This window comes from Micromonospora sp. NPDC047548 (genome assembly GCF_040642975.1).
GTDB lineage: Bacteria > Actinomycetota > Actinomycetes > Mycobacteriales > Micromonosporaceae > Micromonospora.
In genome coordinates, this window is sequence record NZ_JBEYTI010000031.1 from 20,973 (window position 1) to 39,231 (window position 18,259).

Below are 18,259 nucleotides of genomic sequence, written 5' to 3' on the forward strand. Positions count from 1 at the left end.
CTGACGCCGCCGGACGGTTCGCCGGTGCGCGCCACGGGCGAACCGGGCGGCCTTCCTGTGCCGTCCCCGCGCACTTTCAGCCAACCGAACAAAAGTTCGCCTCCGAGGGCCAGAACGTATGGACAGACGCATTTACAAGCCTTAATGTTCGTGGCGTCACGAACCTGTTTCGTCGAGGTGAACCGGCGGCGCGGTAACCCATCGACTGGTGACCCCCCGGACGCGCGATCCCGCCCCCGGCCGGTGGTCACGGCCGGCCCGGCGGCGCCCGGACGGCCCTGCCGCACCCCGTTACCGGCATCCGGCGCGACGGCGCGCGCCCCACCCTGGCAGTCATTCGTCAGGAAGGGACAGCCCAGCATGCCCATGAAGGACGCACCCACCCACCGCCTCCCACGATGGTCCTCCGCCGCAGCCGCCCTGCTCCTGGTGGTGGCCGCCGGCACGGTCAGCCTCACGGCCGGTCCGACCGCCCTCGGCGGCCCGGCCCCGGCCGCCGCCCACGTCATCACCGCCTCCGAATTCCAGCAGGTCGAACTGGCCCGCGGCGTCGCCGAGACGGGCGAGCCGATGTCCCTGGCCGTGCTTCCGGACCGCTCGGTCCTGCACACCGCCCGCAACGGCACCCTGCGGCGCACCGACGCCAACGGCACCACCTCGGTGATCGGCACCCTGTCGGTCTACACCCACGACGAGGAGGGGTTGCAGGGCGTCGGCGCCGACCCGAACTTCGCCAGCAACCGGCAGATCTACCTCTACTACGCCCCACCGCTGTCCACCCCCGCCGGCGACGCGCCGGCCACCGGCAGCGACTTCTCCGCCTGGCAGGGCGTCAACCGGCTGTCCCGGTTCACCCTCAACGCCGACTTCACCCTCAACCAGGGCAGCCGGGTCGACGTGCTCGACGTGCCCGCCGACCGCGGGCTCTGCTGCCACGTCGGCGGCGACATCGACTTCGACGCTGCCGGCAACCTCTACCTGTCCACCGGCGACGACACCAACCCGTTCGACTCCGCCGGCTATGCACCCATCGACGAGCGGACCAACCGCAACCCGGGGTACGACGCGCAGCGCAGCGCCGGCAACACCAACGACCTGCGCGGCAAGATCCTGCGCATCAAGGTGAACGCCGACGGGTCGTACGCCATCCCGTCCGGCAACCTCTTCCCCGTCGGCACGGCCAGGACCCGGCCCGAGATCTACGCGATGGGCTTCCGCAACCCGTTCCGGATGAGCGTCGACAAGGCCACCGGGATCGTCTACGTCGGCGACTACGGCCCCGACGCCGGTTCCACCTCGGCCACCCGGGGCCCCTCCGGCCAGGTCGAGTTCGACCGGGTCACCGCGCCGGGCAACTACGGCTGGCCGTACTGCACCGGCACCAACACCAGCACCGAGACCTACAACGAGTGGGACTTCGCCACCGGCACGAGCGGCGCCAAGTACAACTGCACCGGCGGCCCCACCAACAACTCGTTCCGCAACACCGGTCTGACCACGCTGCCCGCGGCGAAGCCGGCCTGGATCCGGTACGGCGGTGACGCCGGCACCCCGCCCGAGTTCGGCGGCGGCTCCGAGTCCCCGATGGGCGGCCCGGTCTACCGCTACAACGCCGCCTCGACCTCGACGGTGAAGTTCCCGCAGTCCTTCGACGGACAGTTCTTCGCCACCGAGTTCGGCCGCGGCTGGATCAAGCCGATCCACGTCAACGCCGACGGCTCGCCGGGCACCATCGACAGCTTCCCGTGGACCGGCAAGCAGGTGATGGACTCCGCCTTCGGCCCGGACGGCGCGTACTACGTGCTCGACTACGGCACCGGCTACTTCAACGGCGACGCCAACTCGGCGCTCTACCGCTTCGACTATGTCGGCGGCGGCAACCGGGCGCCGACGGCCAAGGCGACTGCCGACAGGACCTCCGGCGCCGCCCCGTTGACCGTCACCTTCTCCTCGGCCGGATCGTCGGACCCGGAGGGCGGGGCGCTGACGTACTCGTGGAACTTCGGCGACGGCACCAGCTCCACGGCCGCCAACCCGTCGAAGACCTACACCGCCAACGGGACGTACACCGCCACGCTGACGGTGAAGGATCCGCAGAACGCCACCGGCAGCGCCAGCGTGGTGATCAGCGTCGGCAACACCGCCCCCACGGTGGTCGTCAACAGCCCCGGCAACGGCAAGCTCTTCTCCTACGGCGACACGGTGCCGTTCAGCATCACCGTCACCGACCCGGAGGACGGCACGATCGACTGCGCCAAGGTCAAGATGACCTACGTGCTCGGCCACGACCAGCACGGCCACCAGATCACCTCGACGACCGGCTGCTCCGGCGCGATCGCCATCCCGGTCGACGGCGAGCACGACGACGCGGCGAACATCTTCGCCATCTTCGACGCCGAGTACACCGACGCCGGTGGGCTGACCACGCACACCCAGCACACCCTCCAGCCCCGGCACCGGCAGGCCGAGCACTTCAAGACCTCGTCCGGCATCAACACCTTCGACAAGGCGACCGCCGAGGGCGGCAAGACCGTCGGCGACATCAACAACGGAGACTGGATCGCCTTCCAGCCGTACCAGCTCGGCGACGTGACCTCGTTCAGCGCCCGGGTCTCCTCGGCGGGCGCGGGCGGCACCCTCCAGGTCCGGGCCGGGTCGGCCACCGGCACGGTGCTCGGCTCCGCCACGGTGCCGGTCACCGGGGCGTGGGACTCCTTCACCACGGTCACCGGCGCGATCGCCGGGGCGCCGTCGGGCACCACGACGCTTTACCTGACCTTCGCCGGGTCGGGCACCGGGGCGCTCTACGACGTCGACTCGTTCACCTTCACCACGGGCGCGACGGTGCGCACCGGACCGGTCAAGGGCCTGGCCGGCAAGTGCCTGGACGTGCGGAACGGGGCCACCGCGGACGGTACGCAGATCCAGCTCTACACCTGCAACGGCAGTGCGGCGCAGACCTGGACGGTGACGCCGAACTCGACGGTGAAGGCGTTGGGCAAGTGCCTGGACGTCTCCGGTGGTGGTTCGGCGGATGGTACGAAGATCCAGCTGTGGACGTGCAACGGCACGGGCGCGCAGAACTGGTCCGCGCAGGCCGACGGGACGCTGCGGAACCCGCAGTCCGGCAAGTGCCTGGACGTCTCCGGCAACAACTCCGCCGACGGCACCCCGGTGCACCTGTGGACCTGCACCGGCGCCGCCAACCAGAAGTGGACCCTGCCGTAATCGAGTGAACGCGCGGGGGTCCCACCGGCCCGCCAGCCCGCCCGGGGCCCCCGCCCACCGATAGGAGAGCGACATGCGCAGACTCCTGCGTCCCGTCCTCGGCGCGGCCACCGCCGTCCTCGCCGCCATCGCCTGCACCGCCCCCGCCACCCCCGCCTCCGCCGCCGACGCCCCGTACGACGTGCTGGTCTTCTCCAAGACCGCCGGGTTCCGGCACGACTCCATCGCCGTCGGTACCCAGGCCATCCGGGACCTCGGCGCGGCCAACAACTTCACCGTCACCGCCACCGAGGACGCCGCCGCGTTCACCACCGCCAACCTGGCCAGATACGAGGCGGTCGTCTTCCTCAACACCACCGGCGACGTGCTCGACGCCGGCCAGCAGACCGCCTTCGAGTCGTACATCGGCTCCGGCGGCGGGTTCGTCGGCGTGCACGCCGCCGCCGACACCGAGTACGGCTGGTCGTTCTACGGCAACCTGGTCGGGGCGTACTTCGCCTCGCACCCGGCCATCCAGCAGGCCAACGTCAAGGTGGAGAACCGGGCGCACCCGGCCAGCGCGCACCTGCCGCAGACCTGGACCCGCACCGACGAGTGGTACAACTACCAGACGAACGCCCGCTCCACCGCCCGGGTGCTGGCCACCCTGGACGAGTCGTCGTACTCGGGGGGCGGGATGGGCGCCGACCACCCGCACTCCTGGTGCAAGACCTACAGCGGCGGGCGGGCCTTCTACACCGGCGGCGGGCACACCCAGGCGTCGTACGCCGAACCGGCCTTCCGGGCCCACCTGCTCGGCGGCATCCGCTACGCGGCCGGCCGCGCCAAGGCCGACTGCCGGCCGGAGACCGGCTACACCACCCTCTACAACGGCTCCACCACCGGCTGGTCGCAGGCCGGCCCGGGCAGCTTCACCAACTCCGACGCCACGCTGACCTCTGTCGGCGGGATGGGCCTGTACTGGTACAGCGCCAAGCAGTTCACCAACTACTCGCTCAAGCTGGACTGGAAGCTGCCCGGGGACGACAACTCCGGGGTGTTCATCGGCTTCCCGCCGTCGAGCGACCCCTGGTCGGCGGTGAACAACGGCTACGAGGTGCAGATCGACGCCACCGACGCGGTCGACCGCACCACCGGGGCGGTCTACACCTTCAAGTCCGCCGACATCGCCGCCCGCGACGCGGCGCTCAATCCGCCGGGGGAGTGGAACACCTACGAGCTGCTGGTCGAGGGCGAGCGGCTCCAGGTCTTCCTCAACGGCGTGAAGATCAACGACTTCACCAACACCGACCCGGTCCGCTCGCTCGCCGGCCACATCGGCATCCAGAACCACGGCACCGGCGACGACGCCCTGTTCCGCAACATCCGGATCAAGGAGCTGGGCTCCACCCCCGGCGGGAACACCACCGTCCAGGCCGAGGCGTTCAGCTCGGCCAGCGGGGTCACCCCGTTCACCAAGGCCGGGGCGAACGGCGGGCAGACCCTCGGCTACATCGACCCGGGCGACTGGTCGGCGTACAACGGGGTGGACCTGACCGGGGTGACGTCGTTCAAGGCGCGGGTCGTCTCCGGCGGGCCCGGCGGCACGATCCAGGTCCGCACCGGCTCGACCACCGGCACCGTCCTCGGCTCGGTCGCGGTGCCCAACACCGGCAGCTGGACGACGTACGCTGACGTCAGCACCGCCCTGACCGGGGTGCCGTCCGGCACCCAGAACCTGTACCTGACCTACACCGGCACCGGCACCGGGCTCTTCGACGTCGACGACTTCACCCTGGTCCGGGGCGGTGGCGGCGGCACCGGACCGGTCAAGGGCCTGGCCGGCAAGTGCCTGGACGTGCGGAACGGGGCCACCGCGGACGGTACGCAGATCCAGCTCTACAGCTGCAACGGCGGTGCGGCGCAGACCTGGACGGTGACGCCGAACTCGACGGTGAAGGCGTTGGGCAAGTGCCTGGACGTCTCCGGTGGTGGTTCGGCGGATGGTACGAAGATCCAGCTGTGGACGTGCAACGGCACGGGCGCGCAGAACTGGTCCGCGCAGGCCGACGGGACGGTGCGGAACCCGCAGTCCGGCAAGTGCCTGGACGTCTCCGGCAACAACTCCGCCGACGGCACCCCGGTGCACCTGTGGACCTGCACCGGCGCCGCCAACCAGAAGTGGACCCTGCCCTGACCGGCTGAACGGCATGGCCGCTGAGCGCGACACCTCCGGGGTTTCCGACACCCCGGAGGTGTCACGCTGCCTCGGGTGCCGGCCCGACCGCCCACGGGACGCGGGCTCCCGCCGGTGCCGGCGACACCCGGCGCCGCCCGGACGCTCCGGGTGAGGGGCCGGGCGGCTGCCGTACCTTGACCGCATGGGACGCCTCGCGGAGTGGCGCCGGGTCGCGCGGGCGCACCCGGGGGCCGCCGACACGCTGCTGGCCGCCGCGCTCTTCGTGGCCAGCCTGCTGCCGGGGGACCCCGCAGGCGGGCCAGTCCGGCCGCCGCTCACCGTCGGCGCGGTGCTGCTCGCCGCGCTCGGCTGCGGGGCGCTGACGATGCGTCGCCGCCATCCGCTGCCGGTGCTCGTCCTGACCACCGCCACCGTGGTGCTCGGGCAGCTCACCGGCCTCGCCCGGGGGCCCCTCGTGATCGGTGTGGCGATCGCCGCGTACACCGTCGCCACCCGCACCGTCCGGCCGCCCGGCCGGACGGTTCCCGACGAGCTGCCCACCTGGCTCGGGGTGCCGCGGTCGGCGCAGACCGACGCACCGATCGAGCCGGCTCCCAGCCTGAACCGGTTGGACTGCCTGGTCGAGGGCTTCAGCACCGGCCAGCCGGTGCGCTGGACCGTCGCCGGCCAGCCCCGCCCGTTGCCCACCGCGGTGGACGCTGCGGCGTACCGGATCATCCAGGAGGCGCTCACCAACGCCCACCGGCACGCGTCGGGCGCGGCGGTCGCGGTCCGCCTGCGCTACGACCCCCACGGCGTCACCGTCGAGGTACGCGACGAGGGCGGACACCGGGCGCCGTCGCCGACCCCGAGCGCGGGGCTCGGGCTGGCCGGGATGCGGGCGCGGGTCGAGGCGGTCGACGGGACCTTGACCGCCGGCCCGCGCGCCGGCGGTGGCTGGTCGGTCCGCGCCGAGCTGCCCGCCGCCGAGGAGGAGGCCGAGTGACCCGCCCGGTCGACCCGGTGGGCCCTTCCCAGCCGGTCCCGGCAGTCCTAGAGTGGGGGCGGCGACCGCGAGGTGGCCGGTGACCCGGCGGGAGGCGCAACCCGTCGGGCCCAGGTGCGTGCCGCACCCACCGGCTTCCCGTGACCGCTTCCGCACCGGTGGCCCCTCGCCCCGCCCACGCTGAGGAATCCCCATCACGACAGGGGAGACACGACGATGGCGCGACCAATCACGCTCTTCACCGGCCAGTGGGCCGATCTTCCGTTCGACGAGGTCTGCCGGCTCGCCTCCGAGTGGGGCTACGACGGGCTGGAGATCGCCTGCTGGGGCGACCACTTCGAGGTCGACAAGGCCCTCGCCGACGACTCGTACCTCGAGCGCAAGCGGGAGACGCTCGCCAAGCACCACCTCAGCGTCCACGCGATCTCCAACCACCTCGTCGGTCAGGCGGTCTGCGACCACCCCATCGACGAGCGGCACCAGGGCATCCTGCCGGCCCGGATCTGGGGCGACGGCGAGCCCGAGGGGGTGCGCGTGCGCGCCGCCGAGGAGATGAAGGACACCGCCCGCGCGGCGGCGAAGCTCGGGGTGAAGACGGTGGTCGGGTTCACCGGCTCGTCCATCTGGCACACCCTGGCCATGTTCCCGCCGGTGCCGCCGGAGATGATCGAGCGCGGCTACCGGGACTTCGCCGACCGGTGGAACCCGATCCTCGACGTCTTCGACTCCGTCGGGGTGCGCTTCGCCCACGAGGTGCACCCCAGCGAGATCGCCTACGACTACTGGACGACGCGGCGGACCCTGGAGGCGATCGGCCACCGGCCGGCGTTCGGGCTCAACTGGGACCCGTCGCACTTCGTCTGGCAGGAGTTGGACCCGGTGAACTTCATCCTCGAGTTCGCCGACCGGATCTACCACGTGGACTGCAAGGACGCGAAGGTGCGCACCGGCGACGGGCGGCGCGGGCGGCTCTCGTCCCACCTGCCCTGGGCGGACCTGCGCCGGGGCTGGGACTTCGTCTCCACCGGGCACGGCGACGTGCCGTGGGAGGACTGCTTCCGGGCGCTCAACGCGATCGGGTACGACGGGCCGATCTCCATCGAGTGGGAGGACGCCGGGATGGACCGGCTGGTCGGCGCGCCGGAGGCCCTGCAGTTCGTCCGCCGGCTCGCCTTCGACGCCCCAGCGGCGGCGTTCGACGCCGCGTTCAGCAGCAAGGACTGATCCCGCGTACGGCCCGGCCGGCCGGTCGTCGGGGCACGCCTTTGCCCCGGCTGCCGGCCGGTCGCCGGTCAGGCGGGCGCGAACGCCTGCTCGCTGATCAGCCGGGCCGCGCCCACCATCGCGGCCCGCTCGCCAAGGTCGGACAGGACGATCGGCATCGTGCCGGTGGTCAGCGGCGCCGACCGGCGGTAGACCAGGGCCCGGATCTCGGCCAGCAGCGTGTGCCCGAGGCCGTCCGGGGCGCCGCCGATGATCACGATGCCCGGGTTGACGAAGCTCACCAGCCCGACCAGCACCCGGCCCAGCCGGCGGGCGGCGTCCCGCACGACGGCCTGGACCGCCGGGTCGCCGGCGGCCGCCGCCCCGGCGACGTCCGCCATGGTGAGGGTGCCGGTCCCGGCCAGCCGGTCGGCGAGGGCGGGGGAGCGGCCCGACCGTGCCGCGTCGAGCGCCGCGCCGACCAACCCGGTCTCGCCGCAGTACGCCTCCAGGCACCCGGTCTCGCCGCAGGCACAGCCCGGGCCGTCGTCGGCGAGCCGCAGGTGGGCGATGTCGCCGGCGCCGCTCGTCGCGCCCCGGTGCGGAGCGCCCCGGAGCACCAGGCCACAGCCGATCGCCGTGCCGAGCTTGACGTACAGGAAGTCGTCGAAGGTACGGCCGATCCCGGCGTGCTGTTCGCCGAGCGCCATGACGTTGGCGTCGTTGTCGACCAGCGTCGGGCAGTCCAGCTCGGCGCCGACCATGTCCCGCACCGGAAACCCGTGCCATCCGGGCAGGGCCCCGGGGGCGACCGGGGTTCCCTCCCGGAAGGCGACCGGGCCCGGCAGGCCGACACCGACCCCGGTGAGGTGGGTCAGGCCCAGTTCGGCCTGGAGCTTGCCGACGAGTTCCACGGCCCGGGCGACCACCGGCTCCGGACCGAGCCGGACGTCGCTCGGCTCGTGCAGTTCGGCCAGCACGTTCAGCTCGCCGTCGGTGACGGCGACGGTGAGCCGGTCCGTGCCGACGACGACGCCGGCGAAGCGCACGGTGCCGGCGACGCGGAGCAGCGACGGACGTCGGCCGCCGCGCGAGGCCGCGGGGCCGGCGCTCTCGACCAGGCCCAGCTCGACGAGGCGGTCCACCTCCGCGGTCAGCTTCGACCGGGACAGGCCCACCGCGTCGCCCAGCTCCACCCGCGAGCGCGGGCCGTCGTCGCGCAGCACCCGGAGCAGTTGTGCCTGGTACGCGTTCTCCGGTCGGACGGGAACCATGGCCATCACCTCCGGCCGGAGTCTTCCACGGCGGTGTTTCGTCTCGTGGCGCGAGTGGCCGCACCCGGTGCACCGGGTGCGGCCACTCGATCGTCGGGTCCGTCAGCCCCGCAGACCCGACATGTGCTGGTAGCTCACCTCGGCGTAGCGCAGCGACCGGCCCGGGTCGGCGCTGCCGCCCGGGGCGTTGTCCTGCTCCCACATCGGGTTGTGGTAGCCCTTGGCGCCCATGTTGGCGAAGAAGGTGCCGTAGTCGATGTCGCCCTGGCCGAGCGGCACCATGTCGTACCCCGCGCTGCTGGCCGGGTTGAACGCGCCGTCCTTGGCGTGGAACAGCGGGAACCGCTTGGTCCGCGCCGCCACCGTGGCCAGCGGGTCGAAGATGTTCGTCTGCGTCACCCCGTCCGGGTCGGTGTAGGACTTGAACCGGTGCTGGGCCACGTGCGCCCAGTAGATGTCCATCTCGAACCAGACGTACTCCGGGTTGGTCAACCCGAAGAAGTACTCCAGCTTCCGGACGCCGGAGGAGCGGGTCGGTCGGCCCAGTGCGTCCAGCGGCCCGCTGTCGAGCAGGAAGTTGTACGCCGCGTCGTGGTTGTGGGTGTAGAGCTTGAGCCCACGGGCGGCGGCCATCTCGCCGAAGGTGTTCCACCGGTCGGCGGCGGCGTCCCAGTCGGCCTTGTAGTTGCTGCCGGTCGGGTCGCTGCCGGTGCCGATGTGCGTCATGCCGAGGATCTCGGCGGTGCCCAGCGTCCGCTCGAAGGCGGCGATGGTGTCCGGGGTGACCGTGCTCGGGATCGAGGCGTGTGACCCGTTCGCCCGTAGCCCGTTGTCGTCCAGGATCTTGCGGATCTCCTCGGGGGTGATCTGCCGGCCGAGGATCCCGGTGCTCTGGGTGTACCCGGCGAACTCGACCTCCTTGTAGCCGATCTCGGCGAGCCGGGCGAGCACCCGCTCGAAGCCGTACGGGACACCGCTGGTGTCCGGGGCGGCGCTGATCCGGTCCCGGACGCTGTAGAGGATGATGCCGCGCTTGCCGGTCGGGACCAGCAGGCCCTTGCCCTCGGCGGAGGCGGCGGAGCCGAATCCGGCGGCGCCCACCGCCGCCGCGCCGGCCGCGCCGGCGATGGCACCGAGCATCCGGCGACGGCTCATCCCGTGCTGCGTGTCGCTCATGTCCTGTCTACCTCTCCGTGCTGGGTTGATGGTGGTGCGGAGGTGGTTGGGGCCACCGGGTGGTGGTCCCAACCGGGTCTCAAGGTGTGACGCCGATGCCCTGACCGTTGAACTCGGCCCAGTTGAGGTTGCCGAAGCCGCTGGCCGGGCCACCGGGGACGGTGGTGAAGACCAGGTAGAGCTTGTGCGACCCACCCGGGTCGGTCAACGGCACGGTGGTGCTGGTGAAGGCGTTGTTGCCGCTGGTGGCGTTGACGGTGGCCGTGCTCAGCAGCGGGCCGGTGGGGGAGTCCAGCCGGAACTGGACGCCGAACCGGGGCTGCCCGGCGGTGGCCGCGCTGCCACCGGAGGTCCGCAGCGTCACCGACTGCATGTTCTTCAGGTTCACGGTGTTGTTGATCGCGATCCAGTCGCCCGGGTCGAGGCTGCCGCGCTGCAGCCCGCCGCCGGTGTCAGCGCTGGTGCCGACGGTGGTGCCGGACTCGGCTGTGGCGAACTCGACCTCTTGCCGCTTGGCCTGGATGATCTGCTGGTCCACCGTGGTCAGCGCCGGCTGCCCGTTGGCGCCCTTGTCGGTGTACGAAGCGCTGACGACGCCGTAGATGTAGCCGCCGTGCGAGGCGTCGTCGGCATCCGTGGGCAGCACCCCGGAGCAGCCGTACCGGTTGGCCCCGCCGTGACCGTGCTGGTCGTGGCCGAGGACGAAGGTCACCTCGACTTTGCTGCAGTCGATCGGGCCGTCCTCCGGGTCGGTGACGGTGACCGAGAACGGGATGTCGTCGCCCCAGCTGAAGAAGCCGCCCTCGAGCGGGGTGACCACGGTGACGGTCGGCGCGGTGTTGCCGACAGTGATGGTGGTGTTCGCCGACGCGGTCTTGCCGCTGGAGTCGGTCACCGTCAGGCGGGCGGTGTAGACGCCGTTGGTGGTGTAGGTGTACGTCGGGTTCGGGTCGATCGAGTCGGTCGTGCCGTTGCCGTCGAAGTCCCAGGCGAACGAGATCGAGTCGGCCGGGTCCGGGTCCTTCGAGCCCTCGCTGGAGAAGGCCACGGTCAGCGGTGTGGTGCCGTTGGTCGGGGTCGCGTTCAGCACGGCGGTGGGCGCCCGCAGACCCTTGACGTAGCTGAACTTGAGCATGGCCGCGTCCGGGTTGATATTGAAGAACCCGTCGCCGTAGGTCAGCAGGTAGAAGTTGCCGTCAGCGCCCCAGCGCATGTCCATCGGGTTGTCGCAGAGGAACGGCTTGGTCGCCGTGGTGGGCGCCTGGCCGCAGTTCAGCACATTGTTGATCTTCAGGATGTCACCCTTGTCGTCCAGCCGGATCTCCTTGAGGGTGTCCCGGGTGAACTCACCGAAGAAGATCGCCCCGTCGTAGTACTCGGGGAACTTCGTCTCCGACTTCAAGTTCGGGTCGTAGTCGTACTTCGCCGCGCCGTGCGGGCCGACGCCACCGGTGCCGAGCTCGGGGAAGAGCACCGGACAGGTCTGCGTCGGCGTCGACAGGTACGACTCCGGGCACGGGGTGGGCGCGTTGAACGAGTACCACAGCTCGGACTTCTCCACCGCGGGCAGGTCGGTCAGGCCGGTATTGTGGCGGGAGGTGTTCTTCGGCGCGGCGCAGTCGAACGGCGCCACCGGCGAAATGGGGCTGGTGGTCCAGTCCATCTCGATGTACGGCAGGTTCGGCTGTACGCACATCGGCCAGCCGTAGTTCGCCGGCTTGTCGACCACCATCATTCGGCCGGTCCCGGCCGGGCCCCGTCCCACCCCGGGGTCCCGGGAGTCGGGGGAGTAGTCGGTGATGTAGGCGACGTCGTTCTTGTCGAGCGTGATCCGGAACGGGTTCCGGAAGCCCATCGCGTAGATCTCCGGCCGGGTCTTGTCGCCCGGGTCCTGCGCCTCGGGGAACATGTTGCCCGCCGGCGCGGTGTACGACCCGTCCGCCCCCACCGTGATCCGCAGGATCTTGCCGCGCAGGTCGTTGGTGTTGGCCGAGCTGCGCCGGGCGTCGACGAACGGCGCCTGGTAGACGCCGGTGGCGCTCACCGAGTCGTTGTGCGGCGAGAAGCCGCCGGAGCCGCCGCCGCCGGCCGGGGTGTCGTCGCCGGTGACCAGCCACAGGTTGTTCTTCGAGTCGAACGCGATGTCACCGGCCACGTGGCAGCAGGCACCCCGGTCCACCGGCACCTGGAGGATCTTCTGCTCCGAGGCGAGGTCGAGCGAGGGTGTCTCACCGTCGACGAACTTGTACCGGGACAGCTGGAAGTAGCCCTTCCACCTGTCCCAGGCAGCCGGGTCGGTGCTGGTGGTCGGCGCGCCGCCGGTCGGGGTGTCCAGCGGTGGCGCGTAGTAGAGGTAGACCCACTTGTTGGTGGCGAAGTCGTTGTCGATCGCCGGGCCGTACATCCCATCCTCGCTGTGGGTGTAGACCGGGATCTGGGCCAGCACGGTGGTCTCGTTGCCCGCCGGGTCGTGCAGGCGTACGCCGCCGCGGCGGTCGGTCTGGATCACCCGGCCGTCGGGGAGCACGTCGAAGCCGATCGGCTCGTTCACGTTCGGTTGTGCCCCGACCACCGTCATCTGGTAGTTGGCCAGCACCGTCGCGCCGCAGTCGCCGTCGGTCACGCCGGCCGCCCACTGGATCGCCCCGCCCAGGTGGGCACGCAGATCCGTGCTGCCGAAGCTTTCCGGGGTCGCACCGAGTCCGGTGTAGAAGGACCGGCCGCCCTGGTAGTCCTTGCACCAGGTCACCGGGTGGTCGAAGCCCATCGACCCGCCGGCGTACGTCTTTTCGTCCACCGTGGCCAGCACGTGCGATACGCCCCGGACGTTGCCGGCGAAGTTGTACCAGCGGTCGGCGTGCGTCCACCGTTCCGGAAGTTGCTCCGAGGCGGGGTGCACCCGGTCGGCGACGGTGACGGTGGCCGGGCTCGCCGCCGTGGCGGCGCCCGTCGCCCGGGTGCCGAGGAGGTTGTCCAGGAAGGACCACCCCGGCTCGGCCTCGATGGCGGAGTGGACGCCGACGAAGGCGCCGCCGTCGCGGTAGTACCGCTCGAACGCGGCCTGCTGGCCGTCGGTGAGGACGTCGCCGGAGGTGTTCAGGAACACCACCGCGCGGAACTGCTTGAGGTGCGGCTCGTCGAACTTGCGGGCGTCGTTGGTCACCTCGACGGTGAACCGCCGTTCGTTGCCGAGTTGCCGGATCGCGTCGACCCCGGCGGCGGTGGCGGCGTGGCTGCCGCTGGCGGACCGGGTGAAGACGAGGACCTTGTACTGGATGCCGTTGCTGGCTGGTGCCGGGGCGGCGAGCGCCGGCGTCGGCTGCTGCGGTGCCGTCGCGACCAGTGTCGCGCCGACGAGGGTGAGCAGGCTTAGGTAGGTGGTGGCCATTCGGCCGATCGGTCTGCGCATCGAACCTCGCTCTGGTCGGGGCGGGTCCGCCTCAGCGCGTCGCTGAGGGGGTCGCTACGAGTACCAAGAGCCTGGCCAGGTTCTACGCAGGACGATATTTGCGAGCGCGACCAAAGAAAAGGGGTTGACGGCAGAAGTTTTCGATGTTCGGTGCGAACTTCTGCTTCAAATCGGCGAAAGTGGTATCGGCGCGGGGCGAGGAGGCTGTGGCCTGCCCGCGCCCGTGCCCGTGTCCCGCCCCCTCACGCGCCGGCGGGCCGGTCGTCACTCGACGACCGGCCCGCCGGACAGTGCGTTCAGAGGGTGCTGCCGTTGGTGCCCGAGCCGGGCTACTTGCGGGGCGTGGTGGTGGCCGACCCGGAGGTCGAGCCGGTCGAACCCGTCCTCGACGAGCCGGAGCCCGCCTTCGCCGCGACCGTGGCCGGCGTTCCGGCGAACGCGTCGTCGGCGGCCGTTAACTCCTGCTTCTTGCTGCCGTTGCCGGTGCCCAGCTTCTCGCCGAGCTTCGATTGGCCGAGCTTGTCCTTGCCCTCGCTGTACAGTCGGTTCGCCTGGGCCTGCGCGACACCCGCCGCCTCCTGGACGGTCGGGTGGTCGAGCACCTTGCGGCCCCGCACGACCAGCTCTTCGTACTTCTCGCGGCCGGCGCGGGCGCCCAGGACGAAGCCCGCAGCCAGCCCGCCAAGAAACATGATCTTTCCGCGCATGGCGGCTCCTTCCGTACCTGACGCTTCGCCGGTCCCGTCCGGGCAGACCCGTTCGGGACCGACCATCTCGCGCCTAGTCCTCTGTCGGCAGCTAACTACCCATCCTGCTCCGCGCTCATGCCTGATTGTGCCGGGATGACGATTTGTCTGAATTATTCTGCCCCGGGTCGCGCCGCTCCGCCACCAGGCGCCGTGGAAGTAACCCCCTGGACCAGACCCCCCGGGAATCCTGTACTCTTGTGCCGTCGCCGAGCGCCGGAGAGATCCGGAGCGGGGTGACAAAGCGGTCCCCCGTAGCTCAATTGGCAGAGCAGCCGGCTGTTAACCGGCAGGTTTTTGGTTCGAGTCCAAACGGGGGAGCTCGGCTTCACCCACGCCCGTCGGCCCCGCCGACGGGCGTTTCTCGTCACCGCCCCCGGGCCGCCCGGCCCCTCCATCGTCCCCGCGCGGGGTGGGAGCGCCCGAGGTGGGTCCGGTTTCGGCCCGCCAGGGCGTGCTCGGGCGGCAGGATGGTCGATGTCGACCCGGACTCCTGCTGCGTCGATTGATGCATCGATTCAAGGGAACGGGTGGAGATGGCCGGAAGACGGGGCTGGGCCACGCTGATCGCCGTGCTGGTGGTGCTCGGCTGGCTGGTGGTCGGCGGGATCGCCGGGCCGTACTCCGGGAAGTTGGGCGAGGTCGCGACCAACGACAACGCCGCGTTCCTGCCCACCGACGCCGAGGCGACCCGGGCGCGGGACCTGGCCGCCGGCTTCGTGGGGCAGGAGACCACCCCCGCGCTGGTGGTCTACGAGCGCAGCTCCGGCATCACCGACGCGGACCAGCAGCGGGCGGCCGCCGACGCCGCCCGGTTCGCCCAGGTCCGGGGCGTGGTCGGGTCGCTGCCGCCGCCGATCCCCAGCCAGGACGGCGAGGCGCTCCAGGTGGTCGTACCGATCACGGACTCGGCCGGCGAGGAGATCGGCCAGGTGGTCGAGGAGCTGCGCCGGATCGCCGGCGCCGACCGGGACGGGCTCACCGTCGACGTGGCCGGACCGGCCGGGCTGCTCGCCGACCTGATCGAGGTGTTCAGCGCGATCGACGGGCCGCTGCTGCTGGTCACCCTGGTCGTCGTGCTGGTCATCCTGCTGATCGTCTACCGCAGCCCGGTGCTCTGGCTCTTTCCGCTGCTCGCAGCGGGGATGTCGTACTCGGTGGCGGCGGTGTTCGTCTACTACCTGGCGAAGAACGACGTGATCAAGCTGAACGGGCAGGCGCAGGGCATCCTCACCGTGCTGGTCTTCGGCGCCGGCACCGACTACGCGCTGCTGCTGATCGCCCGCTACCGGGAGGAGTTGCACCGGCACGAGCGCCCCTGGGACGCGATGAAGAACGCCTGGCGGGGCGCCGCCCCGGCGATCGTCGCCTCCGGCGTCACCGTGATCGCCAGCCTGCTCTGCCTGCTGTTGTCCAGCCTGAACTCCAACCGGGCGCTCGGCCCGGTCGCCGCCGTGGGCATCGCCGCCACGCTGTTCGTGATGCTCACCTTCCTGCCCGCGCTGCTGCTGCTCGGCGGCCGGTGGGTGTTCTGGCCCCGCCGGCCGGAGGCCGACCAGGCCGACCCGCAGACCGAGCACGGCATCTGGAGCCGGGTCGCCGGCTTCGTCGCCCGGCGCGCCCGGCCGATCTGGCTGGTCACCGCCGTGGTGCTGGCCCTGCTCACCCTCGGCCTGACCCAGCTCGGCCCCACCACCCTCGGCCCGTCCGACCTGTTCACCAACCGCACCGACTCGGTCGCCGGCCAGGAGGTCATCGCCCGGCACTACCCGGCCGGCACCGGCAGCCCGGCGACCGTCTTCACCAACCCGCAGACCGCCCAGGAGGTCGCCCGGGTCGCGCAGGGCGTTCCCGGCGTCGCCGCCGTACGCCCGGTCACCGCCGACCAGGCCGGCCCGCCCGACCCGAACGCGCCGCCCAAGGTGGTCGACGGGAAGGTGCAGCTGGAGGCGACGCTCGCCGACCCGCCGGACAGCGACGGCGCGGAACGGACCATCCGCGACCTGCGCATGGCCGTGCACCAGGTGCCCGGCTCCGACTCCGTGGTCGGCGGGTTCACCGCGATCAACGTGGACACCTCCGACGCCTCCACCCGGGACCGCAACGTGATCATCCCGGTGGTGCTGGTGGTCATCGCGGTGATCCTGGCCCTGCTGCTGCGGGCCCTGCTCGCCCCGGTGCTGCTCATCGCGACCGTGGTGCTGTCGTTCCTGGCCACCCTCGGCCTCTGCGCGTTGATCTTCACATACGTCTTCGACTTCCCCGGGGTCGACGCGTCCTTCCCGCTCTTCGCGTTCGTCTTCCTGGTCGCCCTCGGCATCGACTACAACATCTTCCTGATGAGTCGGGTCCGCGAGGAGTCGGTCAAGCGGGGCACCCGGGGTGGCGTGCTGGCCGGCCTCGCCGTCACCGGCGGGGTGATCACCTCCGCCGGCATCGTGCTCGCCGCGACCTTCTCCGCGTTGGCCGTCCTGCCCCTGGTGGTGCTGGTCGAACTCGGCGTGGCGGTGGCGGTGGGCGTACTGCTGGACACCATCGTGGTCCGCTCGCTGCTGGTGCCCGCGCTGTCGTACGACATCGGGCCGAAGATCTGGTGGCCCAGCCGGTTGTCCCGGACGGTCCGGACTCCGACGGAGGCCGGGCATGCTGGCTGAGACGGACGTCGTGATCGTCGGCGGTGGCCTCGCCGGGCTGGCCGCCCCGCCCGAGCCGGCCGTCCGGCGCGAACTGGAACGGCTCTACGGCCGGTCCACGGCGGCGTGGACCCATCTGACCACCGTCGCGGTCCCCGAGCCGCTGCCCGCCGCGCCGCCGCGGCAGGGGCGACTACGCAAGCCGGTCGCGCTCGGCGAGGGACTGTTCGTGGCCGGCGACCACCGGGACGGCCCGTCGATCCAGGGGGCGCTGGCCAGCGGCTGGCGTACGGCGGGGCGGTGCTGGCGGAGCTGCAGGCGGTGGGGTGATCCTCGGGCCGGTGTGGGGCCCTGCGAGGCGGCTTCTGACTGTTATCCTCGCGTAGCCCGTCGTGCCGGTCGGGTGCCTGTGTCCGCCGGTTTGGTGGTGGCCGGTGATCCGCCGAGCGGGTTACGATCCGGCGCGGTATCGGGGCGGTAGCTCAGCCGGTTAGAGCAGGGGACTCATAATCCCTCGGTCGCGGGTTCGAGTCCCGCCCGCCCCACCATGGCTTTGACCTGCCCTTATGTCGACGCAGCGCGAGCAGCGCGAACACCGCTCCTCGCCTTCGCCGAAGCCAGAGCTTGATATAGCATCGTTGCTATGGCCTGGGGTGCGGTCGAACTGGAGCCGGAGGTCGAGAAGTGGCTGGGGAACCTGCCGACGGCACTGTTCGCCCGAGCAGCGTTCTACGTCGACCTGCTGGCTGAACACGGGCCGTTGCTGGGTGAGCCGTACACGAAACAGCTTGATGGGAAGCTGCGCGAGTTGCGGTTCTACCTGGAGCGGCAGGCGGTTCGGATCACCTACTGGATCGCGTCGGACAAGCGGATCATCCTGCTGACGGTGTTCTACAAGACGCGCATGCGCGACGAGCGAGAGGTCGACCGGGCGCGGCGAGCCTTGGCGAGGTGCGTTGATGAGGCGCACCAAGTTGTGGAAGAGGAGGGGTAGGACATGGGTGAGCGTAGCGACTGGACCGCGATGCGGGAGCGGCGCATGGCCGAGCCTGGAGCCACCGAGGCGTACGACGCGGCCAGGTTGGCGTTCGAGCTTGGTCGTGCGGTGCGCGATCTTCGTGAACGCCGAGGCTGGAGCCAGGCGCAACTTGCTAACGAATCGGGGATGACGCAGTCGGCGGTCGCCCGGTTCGAGGCCGGCGGCACCGTTCCGACCCTTCCAGTGTTGGAGCGGTTGGCAGCGGCCTTGGATGTCAGTCTCAGCGTGAGCTTCGAGCCCCGCGACGCGGCGGCCTGAGTCGCTGACCAAGACGGACCTGGCGTGTCAGACCGGTGAGGCCGACCGACTCCGCAGCCCGATCGAAGACCCGGCGGCGGAAGTTGGTGTTGCGCAGCACTTCGCCGCCCGGTGACGTGAACACCAGCT

At 71.2% G+C, this 18,259-nt stretch carries 11 protein-coding genes, 2 tRNA genes and 1 pseudogene; 10 read left to right on the top strand and 4 right to left on the bottom strand.

All coding sequences use genetic code 11. The features are described from left to right. The first annotated feature begins 360 nt into the window (after positions 1 to 360). The 4 genes from ABZ807_RS24770 (at position 361) to ABZ807_RS24785 (ending at position 7,616) form a co-directional block, all read left to right on the top strand. Positions 361 to 3,228: an RICIN domain-containing protein gene (locus ABZ807_RS24770; protein ID WP_357162484.1), complete on the top strand. Its 2,868-nt coding sequence runs from the start codon at positions 361 to 363 to the stop codon at positions 3,226 to 3,228. Between the two features lie 73 nt (positions 3,229 to 3,301). Next, entirely contained in the window at positions 3,302 to 5,404 is a 2,103-nt protein-coding gene (locus ABZ807_RS24775) for a ThuA domain-containing protein (protein WP_357162487.1), read from the top strand. 184 nt (positions 5,405 to 5,588) lie between these two features. Beyond that, the gene (locus tag ABZ807_RS24780; RefSeq protein WP_357162490.1) at positions 5,589 to 6,392 is read left to right on the top strand and encodes an ATP-binding protein; all 804 of its coding nucleotides are present in this window, start codon (positions 5,589 to 5,591) and stop codon (positions 6,390 to 6,392) included. A 216-nt stretch (positions 6,393 to 6,608) separates the two neighbouring features. Then, on the top strand, positions 6,609 to 7,616 hold the full coding sequence (locus tag ABZ807_RS24785; protein ID WP_357162493.1) for a sugar phosphate isomerase/epimerase family protein: 1,008 nt from the start codon (positions 6,609 to 6,611) through the stop codon (positions 7,614 to 7,616). A gap of 68 nt (positions 7,617 to 7,684) precedes the next feature. On the opposite strand, the gene ABZ807_RS24790 is transcribed toward ABZ807_RS24785, so the two are convergent. The 4 genes from ABZ807_RS24790 to ABZ807_RS24805 all read right to left on the bottom strand — a co-directional run bounded on the left by ABZ807_RS24790 (position 7,685) and on the right by ABZ807_RS24805 (position 14,161). Then, positions 7,685 to 8,869 (bottom strand): ROK family transcriptional regulator, encoded by a 1,185-nt coding sequence (locus tag ABZ807_RS24790; protein WP_357162496.1) that lies wholly within the window; start codon positions 8,867 to 8,869, stop codon positions 7,685 to 7,687. A gap of 102 nt (positions 8,870 to 8,971) precedes the next feature. Further along, positions 8,972 to 10,045: a sugar phosphate isomerase/epimerase family protein gene (locus ABZ807_RS24795; protein ID WP_357162499.1), complete on the bottom strand. Its 1,074-nt coding sequence runs from the start codon at positions 10,043 to 10,045 to the stop codon at positions 8,972 to 8,974. Between the two features lie 79 nt (positions 10,046 to 10,124). Then, on the bottom strand, positions 10,125 to 13,454 hold the full coding sequence (locus ABZ807_RS24800; protein WP_357162502.1) for a ThuA domain-containing protein: 3,330 nt from the start codon (positions 13,452 to 13,454) through the stop codon (positions 10,125 to 10,127). A 329-nt stretch (positions 13,455 to 13,783) separates the two neighbouring features. Next, on the bottom strand, positions 13,784 to 14,161 hold the full coding sequence (locus ABZ807_RS24805) for a hypothetical protein (RefSeq protein WP_357162504.1): 378 nt from the start codon (positions 14,159 to 14,161) through the stop codon (positions 13,784 to 13,786). A gap of 287 nt (positions 14,162 to 14,448) precedes the next feature. Here ABZ807_RS24805 and ABZ807_RS24810 point away from each other — a divergent pair. The 6 genes and pseudogenes from ABZ807_RS24810 (at position 14,449) to ABZ807_RS24835 (ending at position 18,130) form a co-directional block, all read left to right on the top strand. After that, positions 14,449 to 14,521 (top strand) — tRNA-Asn (locus ABZ807_RS24810). 215 nt (positions 14,522 to 14,736) lie between these two features. Continuing rightward, positions 14,737 to 16,854 (top strand): MMPL family transporter, encoded by a 2,118-nt coding sequence (locus ABZ807_RS24815; RefSeq protein ID WP_357162507.1) that lies wholly within the window; start codon positions 14,737 to 14,739, stop codon positions 16,852 to 16,854. Between the two features lie 43 nt (positions 16,855 to 16,897). Beyond that, positions 16,898 to 17,131: pseudogene (locus ABZ807_RS24820) on the top strand (FAD-dependent oxidoreductase); the annotation flags it as partial. Between the two features lie 173 nt (positions 17,132 to 17,304). Next, positions 17,305 to 17,381: transfer RNA gene (locus ABZ807_RS24825), tRNA-Ile, on the top strand. 95 nt (positions 17,382 to 17,476) lie between these two features. Next, positions 17,477 to 17,827 (top strand): type II toxin-antitoxin system RelE/ParE family toxin, encoded by a 351-nt coding sequence (locus ABZ807_RS24830; protein WP_357162510.1) that lies wholly within the window; start codon positions 17,477 to 17,479, stop codon positions 17,825 to 17,827. Positions 17,828 to 17,830: 3 nt separating this feature from the next. Continuing rightward, a complete protein-coding gene (locus ABZ807_RS24835; RefSeq protein WP_357162513.1) occupies positions 17,831 to 18,130 on the top strand; it encodes a helix-turn-helix transcriptional regulator in 300 nt (99 codons plus the stop codon). The last annotated feature ends 129 nt before the right edge of the window (positions 18,131 to 18,259 follow it).